This is a genomic window from Micromonospora sp. L32 (genome assembly GCF_052068055.1).
Taxonomy (GTDB): domain Bacteria; phylum Actinomycetota; class Actinomycetes; order Mycobacteriales; family Micromonosporaceae; genus Micromonospora; species Micromonospora purpureochromogenes.
Genome location: NZ_JBQHDD010000012.1, coordinates 46,072 through 63,221 on the forward strand (window position 1 = coordinate 46,072; position 17,150 = coordinate 63,221).

Annotated in this window: 14 protein-coding genes; 8 read left to right on the forward strand and 6 right to left on the reverse strand. The window is 74.1% G+C overall.

Annotated elements, in window-relative coordinates; all coding sequences use genetic code 11:
- Positions 1–46 precede the first annotated feature (46 nt).
- The 3 genes from ACTMTB_RS27080 to eccB form a co-directional block, all read right to left on the reverse strand.
- Positions 47–1,309, reverse strand: coding sequence for a WXG100 family type VII secretion target (locus ACTMTB_RS27080; protein WP_441149022.1), 1,263 nt, complete (start codon positions 1,307–1,309; stop codon positions 47–49).
- Complete coding sequence (locus ACTMTB_RS27085) at positions 1,302–1,670, reverse strand: hypothetical protein (RefSeq protein ID WP_210774881.1); 369 nt, start codon at positions 1,668–1,670, stop codon at positions 1,302–1,304. Before ACTMTB_RS27085 ends, ACTMTB_RS27080 begins: the two co-directional genes overlap by 8 nt.
- Positions 1,671–1,768: 98 nt before the next feature.
- The gene (gene eccB / locus ACTMTB_RS27090) at positions 1,769–3,241 is read right to left on the reverse strand and encodes a type VII secretion protein EccB (RefSeq protein WP_441149023.1); all 1,473 of its coding nucleotides are present in this window, start codon (positions 3,239–3,241) and stop codon (positions 1,769–1,771) included.
- A 163-nt stretch (positions 3,242–3,404) separates the two neighbouring features.
- Between eccB and ACTMTB_RS27095 the strand changes: the two genes are divergently transcribed.
- A complete protein-coding gene (locus ACTMTB_RS27095) occupies positions 3,405–4,586 on the forward strand; it encodes a type VII secretion protein EccE (RefSeq protein WP_441149024.1) in 1,182 nt (393 codons plus the stop codon).
- Here ACTMTB_RS27095 and eccD read toward each other — a convergent pair.
- Positions 4,570–5,967: a type VII secretion integral membrane protein EccD gene (gene eccD / locus ACTMTB_RS27100; RefSeq protein WP_441149025.1), complete on the reverse strand. Its 1,398-nt coding sequence runs from the start codon at positions 5,965–5,967 to the stop codon at positions 4,570–4,572. The genes ACTMTB_RS27095 and eccD overlap by 17 nt on opposite strands.
- Before the next feature lie 169 nt (positions 5,968–6,136).
- On the opposite strand from eccD, the gene eccCa reads away from it, so the two are divergent.
- The 6 genes from eccCa to ACTMTB_RS27130 all read left to right on the forward strand — a co-directional run bounded on the left by eccCa (position 6,137) and on the right by ACTMTB_RS27130 (position 14,438).
- On the forward strand, positions 6,137–10,099 hold the full coding sequence (eccCa, locus tag ACTMTB_RS27105) for a type VII secretion protein EccCa (protein ID WP_441149026.1): 3,963 nt from the start codon (positions 6,137–6,139) through the stop codon (positions 10,097–10,099).
- Between the two features lie 257 nt (positions 10,100–10,356).
- Positions 10,357–10,665: a WXG100 family type VII secretion target gene (locus ACTMTB_RS27110; protein WP_088964212.1), complete on the forward strand. Its 309-nt coding sequence runs from the start codon at positions 10,357–10,359 to the stop codon at positions 10,663–10,665.
- A 28-nt stretch (positions 10,666–10,693) separates the two neighbouring features.
- The gene (locus tag ACTMTB_RS27115; RefSeq protein ID WP_377604913.1) at positions 10,694–10,972 is read left to right on the forward strand and encodes a WXG100 family type VII secretion target; all 279 of its coding nucleotides are present in this window, start codon (positions 10,694–10,696) and stop codon (positions 10,970–10,972) included.
- Between the two features lie 112 nt (positions 10,973–11,084).
- Positions 11,085–12,533: a S8 family serine peptidase gene (locus ACTMTB_RS27120; protein ID WP_441149027.1), complete on the forward strand. Its 1,449-nt coding sequence runs from the start codon at positions 11,085–11,087 to the stop codon at positions 12,531–12,533.
- Between the two features lie 34 nt (positions 12,534–12,567).
- A complete protein-coding gene (locus tag ACTMTB_RS27125) occupies positions 12,568–13,128 on the forward strand; it encodes a hypothetical protein (RefSeq protein WP_441149028.1) in 561 nt (186 codons plus the stop codon).
- Positions 13,129–13,145: 17 nt separating this feature from the next.
- A complete protein-coding gene (locus tag ACTMTB_RS27130) occupies positions 13,146–14,438 on the forward strand; it encodes a WXG100 family type VII secretion target (protein WP_441149029.1) in 1,293 nt (430 codons plus the stop codon).
- Between the two features lie 128 nt (positions 14,439–14,566).
- Here the strand turns inward: ACTMTB_RS27130 and mycP are convergent, their stop codons facing one another.
- Together mycP and ACTMTB_RS27140 are read right to left on the reverse strand one after the other, a co-directional pair.
- On the reverse strand, positions 14,567–15,805 hold the full coding sequence (mycP, locus tag ACTMTB_RS27135) for a type VII secretion-associated serine protease mycosin (protein ID WP_441149030.1): 1,239 nt from the start codon (positions 15,803–15,805) through the stop codon (positions 14,567–14,569).
- Positions 15,806–15,877: 72 nt separating this feature from the next.
- Complete coding sequence (locus ACTMTB_RS27140; RefSeq protein WP_334572654.1) at positions 15,878–16,207, reverse strand: helix-turn-helix transcriptional regulator; 330 nt, start codon at positions 16,205–16,207, stop codon at positions 15,878–15,880.
- Positions 16,208–16,440: 233 nt separating this feature from the next.
- Here ACTMTB_RS27140 and ACTMTB_RS27145 point away from each other — a divergent pair, with 233 nt between their 5' ends.
- The gene (locus ACTMTB_RS27145) at positions 16,441–17,094 is read left to right on the forward strand and encodes a carbonic anhydrase (RefSeq protein WP_441149031.1); all 654 of its coding nucleotides are present in this window, start codon (positions 16,441–16,443) and stop codon (positions 17,092–17,094) included.
- The last annotated feature ends 56 nt before the right edge of the window (positions 17,095–17,150 follow it).

Sequence of the window (17,150 nt, forward strand, 5' to 3'; positions counted from 1 at the left end):
CGGCCCACCCGGTAACTCCCGGGTGGGCCGCTCGTCGTGCGTCAGGTCAGCGGTCGCCGCCGAGCACCGGCGGGGTGGTGTCGGCGCCGTCGTGCCACACCATCTCGTCCTCGGTGAGCCAGGTCAACCGCTCGTCGCTCTCGTCCTCGCCGTGCTGCCCGCGCCCGCCGATCACGCCGTTGCGGCCGGCGCCGCCGGCCGTGGCCGCCCGGTTGGTGCCGGGCCGGCCGCCGCCGTTGGCGCTGCCCAGCTGGCCCGAGGCCAGCCGGCCGGTGCCGGCGGCGGACCGGTTCTCCATGCCGGTGGCGCCGGTGGCCGGCCGGACCGGCGTCGGGGCGGATGGCCGGCCCGAGGAGGCCAGCGCGCCGGTGCCGAGCACCCCGCCGGCCGCGATGCCGGCGGCCGCGCCGAACGCCATGCCCGAGCCGCCGCCCGAGGCGCCGCCCGTCGCTCCCGCGCCGGCCAGGCCGGCGCCCCCGGCGAGTGCGCCGCCGGTGAGCGGTTCGGCGCCCGCGAGCGAGGTGCCGGTGCCGACGAGCCCACCGCCGGTGACCGGCGTGGTCGTCGTACCCGTGCCGTTGCCGCCCGTGCCGGTGTCGCCGGAACCGGTCGTCGGACCGTGCGCCGGGCTGCTGGGGGTGGACACCGTGGCGCTGCCGCCCGGACCGGCGATCCCGGTGCCGGGCGCGGACGCCGGGCTGCCCACCGACGGGCCGGCCTTGGTCGTGGCGCCGTTCCGGTCGGCCTCACCGGGCAGTCGCGGCGGCGGGGCCGGCGGGTCGACGACCCGGCCGTACGAGGCGGCCTCGTAGCCCGTGGCCAGGTCGGCCACCACCTGCACCATCCGCTGGTGGGCCTTCTCCTGCTCGGCCTTGTCCTGCTGGTGGCCCAGGATGCCGCCGACGATCATGCCTGGCACGCCGAGGATCAGGCCCTTGGTCGCCCCGTCCACCGCCTTGTCGTGGTCGTCGGTGGCCTCCGGGCTTTCCGCGTTGCGCTGGGCGGTGCGCAGCTGGCCGGCCATCAGGGAGAGCGCCTGCCGCACCTCGGCCGTGCCCTCGGCCAGGTCGGACGAGTAGCGCACGACCAGGGAGAGGCGGTCGTGGAACTCCCGCGCGGCGTCGCCCGTCCAGGCCGGGGCCAACTTGTCCAGGTCGGCGCCGAGATCCCGGGCGAGGTTGTCGAGCGTGTCCCGCAGGGAACTCCACTGGCTGGCCAGGTTGTCGATCTGCTGCGGGTCGCCGGCGTGCACCGCGTCGTACAGCTCGCGGTGGCTGACATGCTGATAGCGCTGGGTGTACTCAGACACGACGGTCCCCCCGCTCCTTGAGCGCCTCGTCCACCCCGTTGAGCGCGGCCTCGATGTCGGCGGCGTTCGCCGCGTTGCGCGCCTCGGTGGTGCGGTAGTTCGTCATGATCGTGTGGGTCGCCGTCCGGGACGCCTCGACGGCGCGGCGCAGCCGGGCGACCTGCTCGGCATAACTCGCCTGGATCTCGCTGTAGCGGCGGGCGTTGCTGCTGGCATCGGTGAACGTGCCGAGCGCGGGCGGGGTGCACTGGAGCTCGGTGTTGAGCTTCTTCAGCGCCGCCTCCGCCTGGGCGAGCCGGTCCGCCAAACGCTGGTGAAAGTCCTCCAGGGACAGCACGTCGACTGTCGTACGCCCGGTCATGGCAGCATCCCCGTTGTCCATAGTCGATACGTCGGCCACGCCCAGGTTAGTCGACCGGCGCCAGCCGGGGCGACCCGTGGATCGGCCGTCGGCACCCCTCAACCGCCCTGCGCCGGCGCTCCGGTGGCCGCCTTCGGCTGCGCTGACGGGGTGCCGGGGCCGTCGCCGGGGGCGAAGTAGGACAGCGCGTCCCGCCGCTCCAGGGTCGGGCCGGTCGGGATCAGCGAGAGCAGCGATGCCGGCACGACCAGGGGCTTCACCCCGCCGTACCCGAGCGCGGTGGCCGCGTCGCCGGAGCGCTTCCCCAGCGGGTACCGCACCCCCTGCGGGCTGATCAGGTAGACCGTCGCCCCGGCCGCCGCCTCGGTGCCCTCGCCGGCGCCCGGGGCGGCCTGGACCAGCACGCCCTTGCCGCCCGGCAGCAGCACCTCCTCGGCCGTCTCGACGGCGTCGCGGGAGCCCTGCCGCACCGCCGTCGCGCCGTCCGCGCCGGCCAGCTCGGGCGGCGTCCGGTCGAAGACCTCCAGGGTGGTGGTCGGCAGACCGCCGGCCGGACCGGACCGGTAGCTGGCGCAGACCACCGTCTGCCCCGGGCGGACCGGATGCAGCGCGGGCAGCGCCTGCGGCATGCCGTCGGGCTCCACCCGCCGGTCGGCCAGCTCGCCCACCTGGTCCGGGCTGATGTCGGTGACCTGACCGCCGTCGCTCTGCAGCAGCAGGGCGCTCACCTCGCCGATGGAGACCAGGCCGTCGCGGGTCAGCACGTAGTGCTCGCCGGCGGCCCGGAACACCTGGCCGATCCGGGCCGGGCGGCCCCCGACCGACCGGCTGCTCGGCGTGCCGTCGCCGTCGATGCTCAGCTCCCGCAGCGCCGGTCCGGCCGGGACCGCGTTGAGCAGCTGCGCGCCGACGTCGAGCGCGGTGGCGTTGGCCATCCGCAGCGCGGCCAGCGCCGGGTCCCCGCCGACGATCTGGAGCCGGGAGCCGCCGGTGAGCAGGAAGCGCTGCCCGTCACCCCGGACCAGCACCGCCCGGTCCGCCAGCGGCGTGCCGCCGGTCAACGGCCGGTCGATCACCACCCGGGTAGTCGACCGGCGGGAGTCGCCGGGGTCGGGCACGTCGCAGACCGACCAGGGGAGGCCGACCAGCGACTTGCGGTCCGGCAACGCGTCGGGGGCGCCGACGATGCCGACGGTACGACCCCGGGGCCGGTCCTCGATCGACGCGCGCGACATCGTCCGGGTCGGCGGATCGGCCTCGTTGAGGATCAGCCGCGCCGAGGCGTAGTTCAACGTCGGGTGCAGCACCCCGTCGGCGAAGACGTACGTCGCGCCGGTCTCCCGCTCGATGACCAGCGTGTTCGCCTCCAGCGGCGCGGTGTTCCCGGTGAACTGGCCGTACGCGCCGGCCCCGCCGAGCACGATCGCGGCGGTGAGCACGCTGCCGATCACGGCCATGCCCAGTCGCCGCATCGGCAGGTTGGTGGTCTCGGGGTCGCCGGAGAGCAGCGCGGAGACGATGCGGCGGGTGACGAAGCGGTACGCCTGCACCTGATCGCGGCGGGTCCGCATGTTTGACCTCCGGCGGGGGTGGGTCCGCGACGATCAGGTCCGAACTCCGCCGCGGGCTTCCCTACGATAAGGGGCCACGGGTGGGTCATCGGGACCCCCGCCCGTCCTCCGGCACCGCACCGCCCCGCCGGATGCCCATGATGTCCAGAAGGGACGCTCACCGATGACGCAGCTCCAGGCGCCACCCGGTCGTACCCCCGCCGCCCCCGACGCCGCGGCCGACCGGCCGGTGGTGCCGGCCGACCGGCGCGGGCGCGGCCGGATCGGGCCGGTCGCCGTCGGTCAGCTCGTCGTGCTGGAACTCTGCGCGCTCGCCGTCTGGGCCGCGCTGGGCGGGCCCGGCTGGGTGGTCGGGGTGGTCGGTGGCCTGGCCCTGTTCGCGACGGTGGCGTCATTCGCCCGGCGCGGCGGCCGCTGGTGGTACGAGGACCTGCTGCTGCGCCGCCGGTTGGGGCGCCGCCGCGAGCAGGCCCGGGCGGCGGTCGCCCAGGGCGCCGTGGTCGACCCCCGGCTGGCGGCGCTCACCCCCGAACTCAACGTGATCGAACTCACCGAGCGGGGTACCCGGCTCGGCATCGGCCAGGACGGGCGCGGCTGGTTCGCCGCCGTGGCGCTGACCGGGCGGCCCGGCGCGCCGGCCGGTTCGATCGAGGCGTCCGTGGTGGACCGTGCCCTCCAGGTGCTCACCGACTTCGCCGGCCCGGTCACCCTCACCCAGGTCGTCTCGCACACCCTGGTCTGGTACCCGGCGCCGGGCGCGCCACCGGCCGCCCACCGGACGGTCTGGGTGGCGCTGCGCCTGTCGGTGCCGGACGCCCGCACCGAGACGGTGACCCGCGGCGGCGGGATGCGCGGCGTGCACCGCACGGTCGCGGCCGGCGTCGGGCGGTTGGGCAAGGCGCTGAACGCGGCCGGGCTGAGCCACCGCGTGCTGGGCCGGGACGAGCTACGGGCGGCGGTGGTCTCCGCAGCGGGCCTCGACCTCGCCCCGGCGGCGCCCGCGGAGACCTGGACGGGCCTGCGCGGCGGCGGCTGGACGCAGCTCTGCCTGACCCTGCGCAAGCGGCCCGAGGCGTCGCTGGGCACCCTGGTGGACGCGATCACCTCCACCTCGGCCCCGTCGCACACCGTGGCCGCGGTGGTGGTGCCGGGTGGCCGGCCGGTGCCTCCCCTGCTGCGCGTCGCCGCCCTGGACGGCCACGTCGAGGCCCTGGTCAAGGTGGTCCGCGACATGGCCCGCCGGTGCGGCATCCCGGCCCGGCCGCTCGACGGCCAGCACGGGCCCGGGGTCTACGCCACCACGCCGGTCGCCACCGCGGCCGGCACGTTCAGGGTCGGAGATTGACGATCCAGCCGTAGAGCCCGCACACCCAGAAGGCCAGCGGCACCAGCGAGACGATCAGCAGGATCTCGACGATGTCCAGCGTCCGGCCCCAGACCGGCGAGATCCGCTTGCCCGCCACGCTCAGGCCGTAGATCAGGCTGACCACCGCGGTCAGCAGCAGGCCGCCGAGGACCAGCCCGAGCCGGGTCACCAGCGAGCCGCCGGCGAAGGTGGCCGCCGCGGTCAGCGCCAGCCCGGCGGTGCCGGTGACGAGCACCGGGGTGCGCTGGGCGCGCCCGATGAACGGCCGGGCCCGCAGCAGCGACAGCAGCGCCAGCACCAGGCAGAGCAGCACCGCCGGCAGTCGGCCGTTGCCGGCCAGCACCACCTGGCTGCCCAGCACGAGCAGCGACACCGTCCACAGCAGCCCGGTGAGGAACGCGTCAGCGCGCTCGCTGAGCCGCAGCACCCGGCGACCGTCGACCGTCTCGGTGTCGGTCTTCAGGTCGTCCGGGCCGGTGGGGATGGACGGCACGGGCAGCCGGGCCAACCGGTAGGCGGCCATCGGCAGCGCCGGCAGGGTAGCGAACGCGACGGTGGCGACGATCGCGGCGGCGGCCGCCGCGCCGATGCCGAAGGCCAGCGAGAGCAGCGCACCGAGGGCCACCGCCGCGCCGACCGCGACGGCCCCGAAGAACAGCGGCATCCGGTCGCCGACCGCCAGCGCGGCGACCGCGGCGAAGAGCACCACGGCGGTACCGGCCAGCAGCACGTGCGGACTCGCCAGCGCGGTCAGCGTCCGGTCGCCGGCCAGCACGAGCAGGCCACCCACCGCGGCGTAGCCGAGGCCGGCCATGGCGAGCACCGAGCCGGTCCGGCTGTCACCGGCCGCCCGGGACAGCACCGCCGCGCCCACCACCAGCACGACCGCCATCAGCAGGGCGGCCACCGCGCCGGGCAGCTGCGGCGGGCCGGCGAGCAGCGTGACGACCGCGCCCACCCCCAGCGTCACCGCCGCCAGCAGCACCGAGAACGTGCGGGTGGTGCCGACCTGCCAGGTGCCCGGGCGCTGGTTGGTCGCCGTCGCGACCGCGTCCACCACGTCGTCGAAGACGATCTCCGGGGCCGCCGCCGCGCGCGGGTTGAAGTAGAGCACCTCGCCGTCGCGGACCCCGAGCTGCGCGGCGGTACGGCCACCGTCGAGCGGCTGCCCGCCGAGCCGGGCCAGGCTCCAGCCACCGTGCCGTACGCCCTCGTCGGCGAGGTCCTCGCCGGCGTACCGCAGCAGGGTGGGGAGCAGGTCCGCCAGGGGTACGTCGGACGGCAGTGCCAGATCCATCCTCGTCCGGGGTGCCACGATGGTGATCCGGCTCAACCCGCCGGTCGCCGACTTCGTCGCCACTGTGGCCTCCTCGTGCTCTCTCAGATCCACCTCGGCCGGCGGCCTCGCCCCCGTGGGTCCACGACGCCCACGGGAGATTACCTACGATGGCGGGCACGTACGATGCCCACCCGACGACTCAGGTCGGTCGCGAAACCGCATCAGGGCCGCTTCTGGGGAGGAGACAGCCGTGAGCACGGTGGTGTTCCGCCGGCTTCCGCGTCAACCGGGGCCCGCGCTGCCGCGCGGCGAGGTGCTGCTGGAGTCCCCTCCGGAGCTGCCCGAACCGACGCCCCGAGGCATGGGCCAGCTGTTGATGATCCTGCCGATGGTGTGTGGGGTCGGCGCGATGGCGTTCCTCTACGCCGGTCGGGGCGGCGGCATGATGACGTACGTCGCCGGTGGCCTCTTCGGCGTGTCCATGTTGGGCATGGCGATCGGCTCGCTCGGCAACGGCGGCAACGACAAGGCCGAGCTGAACGCGGAGCGGCGCGACTACATGCGCTACCTGGCCCAGATGCGCAAGCGCACCCGGCGCGCCGCCGAGCAGCAGCGGGCCGCGATGACCTGGCGGCATCCGGAACCGGACGCGCTCTGGTCGATCGCCGCGTCCCGGCGGATGTGGGAGCGGCGGATCACCGAGGACGACTTCGGCGAGGCCCGGATCGCCACCGGCCCGCAGCGCCTCGCCGTGGAGATCGTCCCGCCGGAGACCAAGCCGGTGGAGGACCTGGAGCCGATGAGCGCGATCGCGCTGCGCCGGTTCGTCCGGGCCCACTCCAGCGTGCCCGAGCTGCCCACCGCGCTCTCCCTGCGGGCGTTCAGCCGGATCGTGCTGCGCGGCGACCGCGAGCCGGTGCTGGACCTGACCCGGGCGGCGCTGGCCCAGTTGGCCACCTTCCACGCCCCCGACGACCTGATCCTCGCGGTGGTCGCCGCGCCCGACCGGCAGCAGGTGTGGGACTGGGTCAAGTGGCTGCCGCACGTCCACCACAGCGCGCGGACCGACGCCGCGGGCGCCCGCCGGCTGGTCTTCGCCAGCCTGGCCGAGGCCGAGGAGTCGCTCGCCGCCGAGCTGGCCGGGCGGCCCCGCTTCACCCCGGAGGCCAAGCCGCTGACCAGCGCCCCCCACGTGGTGGTGGTGATCGACGGCGGTGAGGTGTCGGCGACCTGCCAGCTGATGGGGCCGGGCCTGCTCGGCGCCACCACCATCGACCTCTCCGGCACCATCCCGCGCGACGCCGGCCGCTGGCTGCTCTGCCTGGACGCGGGTGACGGCAGCTCGCTGGAGCTGGTCCGGGGCGCCTCCAGCTCGCGGCTCGGTACGCCGGACCGGCTCAGCGCCGAGGCCGCCGAGGGGCTGGCCCGGCAGATCGCGCCGTACCGGCTCTCCCAGCAGCAGACCACCTCGGACGAGCCGCTGGCCCGCAGCATGGAGCTGCCCGACCTGCTCGGCGTCGGCGACGCGGCGGCGGTCGACGTGCAGCAGACCTGGCGGCCGCGCAGCCACCGCGACCGGCTGCGCATCCCGCTCGGCGTCGGGCCGGACGGCAACGTCGTCGAGCTGGACTTCAAGGAGTCCGCGCACGAGGGCATGGGCCCGCACGGCCTGGTGATCGGCGCGACCGGCTCCGGCAAGAGCGAGCTGCTGCGCACGATCGTCGGCGCGCTGGCGGTGACCCACTCGTCGGAGGAGCTCAACTTCGTCCTGGTCGACTTCAAGGGTGGCGCGACGTTCGCGTCGCTGGAGGCGTTGCCGCACACCAGCGCCGTGATCACCAACCTGGCCGACGAGCTGCCGCTGGTCGACCGGATGCGGGACGCGCTCGCCGGTGAGATGACCCGCCGGCAGGAGGTGCTGCGGGATGCCGGCAACTACGTCTCCCGGTTCGACTACGAGAAGGCCCGGGCCGCCGGTGAGCCGCTCGCCCCGATGCCGAGCCTGCTCATCATCTGCGACGAGTTCAGCGAGCTGCTCGCCGCCAAGCCGGACTTCATCGACCTCTTCGTGATGATCGGTCGGCTGGGCCGGTCGCTCGGCGTGCACCTGCTGCTGGCCTCCCAGCGGTTGGAGGAGGGCAAGCTGCGTGGCCTCGACACGCACCTGTCGTACCGGATCGGTCTGCGGACCTTCTCGGCCGTGGAGAGCCGGATCGTGCTCGGCGTGCCCGACGCGTACGAGCTGCCGAACGCGCCCGGCCACGGCTATCTGAAGACCGACACCAGCACCATGCTGCGGTTCCGGGCGGCGTACGTGTCCGGGCCGTACCGGGCGCCGGGGGAGGGCCAGCGCTCGTCCCGGGCGCTGGTGCAGCGCCGGATCGTGCCGTACGGGGTGAACTTCGTGCCGGTGCAGGTCCCGCAGGCGCCGGTCGAGGTGGCCCCGGCCGAGGAGAAGCCGGCCGACGGCAAGGCCGTGGCGATGCTGGACGTGCTCATCGAGCGGCTCAAGGGCCGGGGCACTCCGGCCCACCAGGTGTGGCTGCCGCCGCTGTCCGAGCCGCCGAGCCTGTCCGAGCTGCTGCCGCCGCTGGCCGTCCACTCGACCTTCGGGCTCTGCACCGCGACCTGGCCGGGCCGGGGGCAGCTCACCGTCCCGGTCGGGGTGGTCGACCGCCCGTACGAGCAGCGGCGCGACCCGATGATGGTGGAGTTGGCCGGAGCGGGCGGCAACGTGGTCATCGTGGGCGCCTCGCTCAGCGGCAAGAGCACCCTGCTCCGCTCGATGATCGCCTCGCTGGCGCTCACCCACACCCCGCGCGAGGCGCAGTTCTTCTGCCTCGACTTCGGCGGTGGGGCGCTGCGCAGCCTGGACGGACTGCCGCACGTCGCCGGGGTGGCCGGCCGCCGGGACACCGAGGCGGTGCGCCGCACGGTGGCCGAGGTGGTGGCGGTCCTGGACGACCGGGAGACCCGCTTCGCCCAGCACGGCATCGACTCGGTCGCCAGCTACCGCCGGCGTCGGGCGGCCGGCGAGTTCGCCGACGACCCGTTCGGCGACGTCTTCCTGGTGGTGGACGGTTGGAACACGCTGCGCCAGGAGTACGAGGAGCTGGAGCAGACGATCACCAACCTGGCCAACCGTGGCCTGGGCTTCGGCGTGCACGTGGTGCTGACCGCGGTCCGCTGGGCGGAGATCCGGATCAACATGCGGGACCTGCTCGGCACCAAGCTGGAGCTGCGCCTGGGCGACGCCAACGAGTCGGAGATCGACCGGCGGGCCGCGGCGAACGTGCCGACCGGCGCGCCGGGGCGCGGTCTCACCCGGGACAAGCTGCACTTCCTCACCGCGGTCTCCCGGATCGACAACCGCCGGGACATCGAGGACCTGACCGAGGCGTCGGCCAAGCTGGCCCGGCACGTCGCGGACGCCTGGCCCGGCGCCCCGGCCCCCAAGGTGCGGCTGCTGCCGCGCAAGCTGCCCTTCACCGAGCTGGTCCGGGTCGCGGACCGGTCGGCCCCCGGCCTGCCGATCGGCGTCAACGAGTCGGCGCTCGCGCCCGTCCACCTCGACCTGGCCAACGAGCCGCACCTCACGGTCTTCGGCGACGCGGAGTGCGGCAAGACCAACGTGCTGCGGCTGATCGCCCGGGGCATCACCGAGCGGTACACCCCGGCGCAGGCGCGGATCGTGATCGCCGACTACCGGCGGGGTCTGCTCGGCGCGGTCGAGGGCGACCACCTGCTCGACTACGCGCCGTCCAACCAGGTGTTCAGCCAGGGACTCGGGTCGATCCGCAGCGCCCTGCAGAACCGGCTGCCCGGGCCGGACGTCACCACCGCGCAACTGCGCGACCGCAGCTGGTGGAAGGGGCCGGAACTCTACATCCTGGTCGACGACTACGACCTGGTCGCCTCGGGCGGCAGCAACCCGCTCACCGCGCTGCACGAGCTGCTGCCGCAGGCCCGCGACATCGGCCTGCACCTGATCATCACCCGCCGGGTCGGTGGCATCGCCCGGGCCCTCTACGAGCCGGTGCTGCAACGCCTGCGCGAGCTGGACTCGCCGGGCCTGCTGATGTCCGGCAACCGCGAGGAGGGGGCGGTCTTCGGCACCCTGCGGCCGAGCCCGCAGCCGCCGGGCCGGGGCACCCTGGTCCGCCGTCGGGACGGTCAGCAGCTGATCCAGACCGCCTGGGTCGAGCCGGTGTGAGCGGGATGACCGGCCTCGATCCGGTCATCCGACAGCGCAAACACGTCGGTCGATAGGTGGGAAGGGCTCGACGGGCGGCGACCGGTCCGTCCACAATGAGTCATGGTGTGTGCGGTCTCGCGCCCGGGCAGGGCTGCGCGCGCTGGACACGGTGGGCTACCGTCTCCTACGGAGTGTCCGTCGGTGGGGTGTTGGCCTTGCCGCGGGGGAGGGCGCGGCAGATTCCGCCGCCACAACATGACGGAAGGGTGTGAAGCATGGCGTTCGAGGTCGAAGCAGCGACTCTGCATACCGCCGCGAGTGACGTGCGGTCCACGCGCAGCGAGGTCGACGGCGAGCTGAAGAAGCTGTGGAACGTGGTCGACGACCTGGCCATCGCCTGGAAGGGACAGGCGTCCACGGGCTTCCAGTCGCTGATGAACCGCTGGAACGAGGACACGGTCAAGCTGCTGACGGCGATGGACAACATCGCCGACCTGCTCGACAAGTCGGGTACGACGCACCAGGTCAACGACGAAGAGCAGCAGCAGATGCTGGACAAGTTCCACTCTGCTCTCAACCCGTGATCCGCCGAGAAGAGCAGGGGAGGAAATCATGAGCATCAAGGTTGACTACGCAGTCCTCGAAAGCGCCAACCAGCAGATGCAGTCCATCTCGAAGACCATCGACGAGAAGCTGGACACGCTGCGGTCGATGCTGTCGAAGCTCCAGTGGGAGGGCCAGGACCGGGCCGCCTACGAGCAGCACCAGGCGCAGTGGGACACCGCTGTGCGCGACATCAACCGCATCCTGAACGAGATCGGCGGTGCGGTCGGCGTGGCGCGCGAGAACTACGTCTCCACCGAGATGAGCAACTCCAAGGTGTGGGGCTGAGATAATCGCCCCGTCGCGGCTCCGGTCCGGCTCGACCGGACCGGAGCCGCACTGCGTTGCGAGTCGTCGAGGTCCTGGGAGTGTCATGCGTACGCGGAAGAGTCTCCGGCCGGTGCTGAGGTCCACTGTGGCCGCGCTGGCCCTGGCGGTTGCCGCCGGAACGGTTCCACTGGCCGCGCCGGCCCCGGCCCGCGCCGCCGACACGGTACGCGGCCTCCAGTGGTACCTCGACGAGCTGAAGATCCCGCAGGCGCACAAGATCACCAAGGGCCGCGGCGTGGTCGTCGCCGTCCTCGACACCGGCGTCGAGCCCGAGGTCCCCGACTTGCGCGGCCAGGTGCTCCCCGGGTATGCCACCGGCGCCGACGGGTCCGCGAAGGGCTGGGGCACCGACGACAAGATCGCGCATGGCACGGCCATGGCGGGCATCATCGCCGGGCGTGGCGGGGGGGAGATGCGCCAACTCGGCATCGCTCCCGAGGCCAGGATCCTGCCCGTCACCGTCGGTACCCGGCTCCAGGCCGACGACATCGCGAAGGGCATCCGCTGGGCGGTGGACCACGGCGCCGACGTGCTCAACATTTCGATGGGCACCAAGGAACCCGCGAAGCCGGAAGAGGTCGCGGCCGTCCGGTACGCCCTCGAGAAGAACGTCGTGGTCGTCGCCGCCGCCGGCAACGTCCACCAGGGCTACGTCGGCGTCGCCTCGCCGGCGGACATCCCCGGAGTGATCGCGGTGACCGGGCTGGGCAGGAACGGCTCGTTCTTCGGCGACAGCGTGCGGGGCCCGGAGTCCGTGCTGGCCGCGCCGCAGGAAGAAGTCATCGGACCGCTGCCCACCTCGGTGTCCGACAACGGCTACGGCGTCAGCAGCGGCACCAGCGAGTCGGGGGCGATCGTCTCCGGGGTGGCGGCGCTGGTCCGGGCGAAGTACCCGGACCTGGACGCGGCCAACGTGGTCAACCGGCTCATCCGCACCGCCCAGGACCGCGGTGCCGCCGGCCGGGACGACGAGTACGGGTTCGGGGCGGTGGACCCGGTGGCGGCGCTGACCCGCTCGGTGCCGAACGTGTCGAGCAACCCGCTGCTGGCCGGCGCGCCCGCCGGTGGTGGCGGGGAGAAGCAGTCGCAACCCCTGCCGGAGCGGTCGAAGGACGGCGGCCCGATTGTCTCGTTCGGCGTGAAGAACGGCACCGGTGCGCTGATCCAGGGCGCGCTCTGCCTGCTGGTGCCGATCGCAGTGGCGATCCTGGTGATCGTGCTGGTGCGCCGATCCCGCCGCCGCCCGGCCGCCCCGCCGACCGGTCCCGGCTTCCCGCCGCTACCCGGCCACGCCGTGCCAGCCGGCCACGCCGTGCCGCCCGGCAACGTCCCGGGCGCCCGTGGCCCGTACCCGCCCGCAGGGCCGGCGCCGCACGGCGTGCCCGGGGGCGTACCGCCGCAGGCGCTCGGTGCCTACGGCCCGCCCGGCGCGGCACCCCACGGTGCCCCGTGGCCGCACCCGGGGGCGACGCCCCCACCGCCGCCGGCCCCGCCGGGCCCCGGCGTGCACCAACAGTAAGCCAGAAAGTCTGATCGGCGACGGGGAGGAACCGATGACGGACGACAGGACGCAGCAGTCGGACAGGGTCGAGATCGACACGCCCAACGTCCCGGTGGCACCCACCATCACGCCGTTCGTCTACTACGACGGCGTCTCGCTGGACAACGTCAACAAGGCCCACCGACCGACGCACCTGACACCCGCCCCTGGCGGCGCGGGCGCCAAGACCGAGTGGGACGCCTCGACCCTCGACAAGGCCATCACGTGGCTCGACGACCACGCCGATTTCCTCAACCAGCAGTCGTACAAGATGGAAGAGGACATCCGGAAGTGGATGCGCAACGCCACCGGGGCGGCGGCGGTAGGCGGCGGCGGTGAGAAGAGCCCGCTCGGCAGCTTCGAGCGGGCCAACGCCCTCGCCACCAAGCACGCCGGCCTCTACGACAGCACCCAGACCAGGCTGCGGGAGCTCGCCCGTGAGCTCTGGAAGGCCGCCAACGCGCTCCGGACGGTCAAGGAGAACTACGACACGGCCGATGAGCGCAACCGTTTGAACGCCAACCAGATGCAGAACGCCATCAACAGCGCGTCCAGCCGCGCCGGGAAGAACTGAGTCGGGGGAGGCGGCAGATGCCGAGTTGGGAAGAGATGTGCCAGCAGATCGTCATCGACGGCCGGCCCGGTGACGTCACCAGCGCCGCCTTCGGCTGGGAGCAGCTGCTGAAGAATTTGAACACGGTCAAGCAGAACCTCGAGACGAACGTCAAGGACCTCGGCGAGACCTGGAAGGGCCCGGCGTACGAGGCGTTCAAGACGCACATCGAGGGGCTCGCGAAGAGCACCGGCGAGGTGGTCGCGGACGCCGAGAGCCGGGGCGGCATCGTGCACTCGTTGAAGGACGCCGCGGACAAGCTCAGCGCCGCGCAGGCCGAGTTCCCGATCCCGGCGAGCTGCGTCAACGACGTGCTGGAGGCCCGCAACGGGCGGATCACGATCAGCGCGGGGTTCTTCGAGATGAAGGTCAAGCCGGACTTCCTCGGCCTGGCCGACCCGATCAGCTCGATGGTCGACTGGTTCAACGACAAGACTGACGACGCCAACCGGGTCTACGGGCAGGTCAGCGGCCACTACCTGGCGATCGACGAGAACCTGGACGCGCCGACCAGCACCGCTCCGTCGACAATCCACGACGACTTCAAGAAGCCGGAGCTCGGCGGGGGCGGCGGCGGTGGCGGCGGTGGCGGCGTGCCGGACATCGGCGGTGCGCCCTCCACCGGCGGCCTCGGCGGCAACCCCTCCATGGGCGGCGTCGGCTCCCCCCCGGGTATCGGCACCGGCGGCCCGGGTATCGGCACCGGCACCCACCCGGACCTCTCCTCCGGCACCGGCGGCTACCCGGGCGGCGGCGGCACCGGCAGCCTCGGTGACGAGTACGGCAGCGGTCTGGCCGGTGCCGGCGGCGTCGGCACGCTGCCCAACTCGGGCCTCGGCGGCGGTGGCCTGCCCAGCACCACCGGCCTGGGCTCCGGCGGCGGCGGTGGTAGCGGCCTCGGCGGCGCGGGCGGCATGATCCCCGGCGGCGGCTCCCTCGGCAAGGCGGTGAGCACCGGCATGCCCGGGATGATGGGCGGCGCGGGCGGTGCGGGCGCCGGCCGGGGTGCGGGCCGCGGTGCGGGCCGGCTCGGCGGCGGCATGGGCGGAATGGCCGGCGGCATGGGCGGTGCGGCCGGTCGTGGCGGTGCCGGCAAGGGCGCGGCCGGCGGTGTCCGGGGCGGTGCCGGGGTCAAGGGCGGCATGGCCGGCATGGGCGGCGGCCACGGCGCTGGCTACGGCGAGGAGGAGGCTCCCCGCAACACCTGGCTGGAGGAGGACGAGGACGTCTGGGGTGCGGACGGCGGTGCCGCGCCCGGCATCCTGCGCTGAGCCTCGACAGGGAGCGCCGTCCACGGTCACGTGGGCGGCGCTCCGCCGTTGGTGGGGGTTCCGCCGTTCGTGGGCCGCTCCGCCGTTGGCCGGGCGCTGCGCCGCTCGTGGCGCGCGTCGGCCGGGGGTCAGGCGTCGACGGTTTCGGCGCGGCGGCCGGGCCGCCACTTCCGCCGGCGGCCCAGGGCCACGATCGGTCGGGCCGCCAGCAGCGCCAGGGCGAGCACTCCCGCGGCACCGGCGACCCAGAGCGCCACGGTGCGCTGCCAGCCCAGCGGGTCCTCCGCCGCGCCGGGTGGCGGCATGGCCCCGACCGGGGAATCCGTCCGGGTGCCGAGCAGGCTGGTCAGCGCCCGGTACGGGTTCACCACCCCGTACCCGAGTTCGGGGTTGTGCCCCTCGGGCGGGTTGTCGGCGGTGCGGGTGAGTCGGTAGGCGACCTGTTCCGGCGTGAGGTCGGGCCGGGCGGCGCGGATCAGCGCCGCCGCGCCCGAGACGTACGCGGCGGCGAAGCTGGTGCCGCCCTGCGGCTCGGCGAGGTAGCCCTGGCCGCCCGGGGCGGGGCCGACGATGTCCAGCCCGGGCGCGGCGATGTCCACGTAGTTGCCGCTGACCGAGCTGCCGACGTGACCGCCCTCCCGGTCGACCCCGGCGACCGCGATCACCCCCGGGTACGCGGCCGGGTACGCAGGCAGGTCCTGCTGCTCCTGCTGCCGGTTGCCGGCGGCGGCCACCACCACGACGCCCTTGCCGAGCGCGTAGTCGACGGCTTGGGCGAGTTCGGGGTGGTCCACCGTGACCAGCGACAGGTTGATCACCTGGACGTCCTGGTCGGTCGACCAGCGGATCGCGTCGGCGATCTGCAGGGGCAGGCCGGGGTCGTTGGTGCGCTGGGTGTCGGGCAGCACCCGGACCGGCAGGATCCGGGCCGCGGGCGCGATGCCGCTGTACGGGGCTCCGGTGTCGTCCCGCCCGGCGATGATCCCGGCCACGATGGTGCCGTGGCCGGCCAGGTCGCACCGGCCCTGCATCGACGGCAGGCCGTTGAAGTCGCGGCCCTCGCGTACCTGCCCCTTGAGCAGTGGATGGGTGGGGGAGACGCCGGAGTCGATGACCGCCACGGTGACCCGCTCGCCCCGGGTGATCCGCCAGGCCGACGCCGGGTCGAGCCGGCGCAGCGCCCACGGTGTCTCGGCGGGGGCGACCCCGCCGGCCGGGCCGGGGCAGTTCGGGGCCGCCACGGCCGGTGCCGGCGGTACCACGAGCGAGGCGAGCAGGGCCGCCACCACTCCACCGAGGACTGTCCGGGATGGACGCCCGGCGGTCTCGGTCAGCGCCGTCCCAGTCGGCCGGAAGCTCTCGCGCACGCGCTGAGATTACCGCCGCCGCGCCCGGGACGGGGCGACGGGCGGTCCGGGCGCCCAGAATGAGAGCGGTCGTCAGGAGGTGGACTCGGCGCGCTCGCCGGTGAAGAGGGCGAGCAGGTCACCCACCTGGCGGTCGGACTCGGCCGGGTGCCGGAAGTGGCCGCGCGGGTTGACCGTGTACTCGTTGCGCCGACCAACCCGGGTGCGGTGCAGGTAGCCGCCGGCCTCCAGGTCGGCGACGATCGCCTGCGCGGCGCGCTCGGTCACCCCGACCTCGTCGGCGACGTCCCGCAGCCGGGCGGTGGGGTTGCGGGCGATGGCGAGCAGGACGTGCGCGTGGTTGGTGAGGAACGTCCAGTTCCGGGTGCTCCCGTTCTGCGCAGTCGTCGCCATGCCCGTCATCGTATGGCCAGCCGGCCGGCATTTCCGCCCTGGCCTCCGCGCACCCGGAGCCGTCCGGGCGCGGCCCGGGGACACGGCGGCGAAACACGCTGCCCACGTCCCGGTAATGTATGAAATCTGTATCACGTATACCTTGACGTATCTTTCGCTGCGTGTGACGGTGGGCGGCGAGGCCGCCTCCGTCGCCGGCCGGGTGTGACCAGGCCGATCTCGCGAGGGACCGAGGTGAGGCAATGACCCTGACCGATCCGACGCAGGCGCTCGCCGAGCTGCACGCCGGCAACCGGCGCTTCGTGACGGGCGCGCAGCGCCACCCCAACCAGGACTCGCTGCACCGGACGGCGGTCGCCGACGGCCAGCACCCGTTCGCGGTGATCGTCGGCTGCTCCGACTCCCGCCTCGCCGCCGAGATCATTTTCGACCGGGGTCTGGGTGACCTCTTCGTGGTGCGTACCGCCGGGCACACCGCCGGCCCCGAGGTGCTCGGCAGCGTCGAGTACGCGGTGAGCGTCCTGGGCACCCCGCTGGTGGTGGTGCTCGGCCACGACTCCTGCGGGGCGGTGCAGGCCGCCCGGGACGCCGCGCGGACCGGCACGCCGCCGGTCGGGCACCTGCGGGCGGTGGTGGACGCGGTGGTACCGAGCCTCCAGCGGGCCGCCGAGCAGGGCGTCGACGACGTTGACGGGATCGTCGACATCCACATCGCGCAGACCGTCGAGGCGCTGCTGGGCAACTCCGCCGTACTGGCCGCCGCGGTCGCCGAGGGGCGGTGCGCGGTGGTCGGCATGTCGTACCGGCTTAGCGCCGGTGAGGTGCGGACGGTGGCCGCGGTGCCGAGCGTCGTGCCGGCCCAGGCCGACGGTCGGGCGACCGCCGTCGCCGGCTGAAACCCCCCGCACGCGACGAGGGCCGCCCCACCGGGGACGGCCCTCGTTCGGTACGC

Coding starts and splice junctions, on each gene's coding strand:
- ACTMTB_RS27085 (WP_210774881.1), bottom strand. CDS start 1,670: ATGACCGGGCGTACGACAGTCGACGTGCTGTCCCTGGAGGACTTTCAC.
- eccB (WP_441149023.1), bottom strand. CDS start 3,241: ATGCGGACCCGCCGCGATCAGGTGCAGGCGTACCGCTTCGTCACCCGC.
- ACTMTB_RS27095 (WP_441149024.1), top strand. CDS start 3,405: ATGACGCAGCTCCAGGCGCCACCCGGTCGTACCCCCGCCGCCCCCGAC.
- ACTMTB_RS27110 (WP_088964212.1), top strand. CDS start 10,357: ATGGCGTTCGAGGTCGAAGCAGCGACTCTGCATACCGCCGCGAGTGAC.
- ACTMTB_RS27115 (WP_377604913.1), top strand. CDS start 10,694: ATGAGCATCAAGGTTGACTACGCAGTCCTCGAAAGCGCCAACCAGCAG.
- ACTMTB_RS27125 (WP_441149028.1), top strand. CDS start 12,568: ATGACGGACGACAGGACGCAGCAGTCGGACAGGGTCGAGATCGACACG.
- ACTMTB_RS27130 (WP_441149029.1), top strand. CDS start 13,146: ATGCCGAGTTGGGAAGAGATGTGCCAGCAGATCGTCATCGACGGCCGG.
- ACTMTB_RS27140 (WP_334572654.1), bottom strand. CDS start 16,207: ATGACGGGCATGGCGACGACTGCGCAGAACGGGAGCACCCGGAACTGG.
- ACTMTB_RS27145 (WP_441149031.1), top strand. CDS start 16,441: ATGACCCTGACCGATCCGACGCAGGCGCTCGCCGAGCTGCACGCCGGC.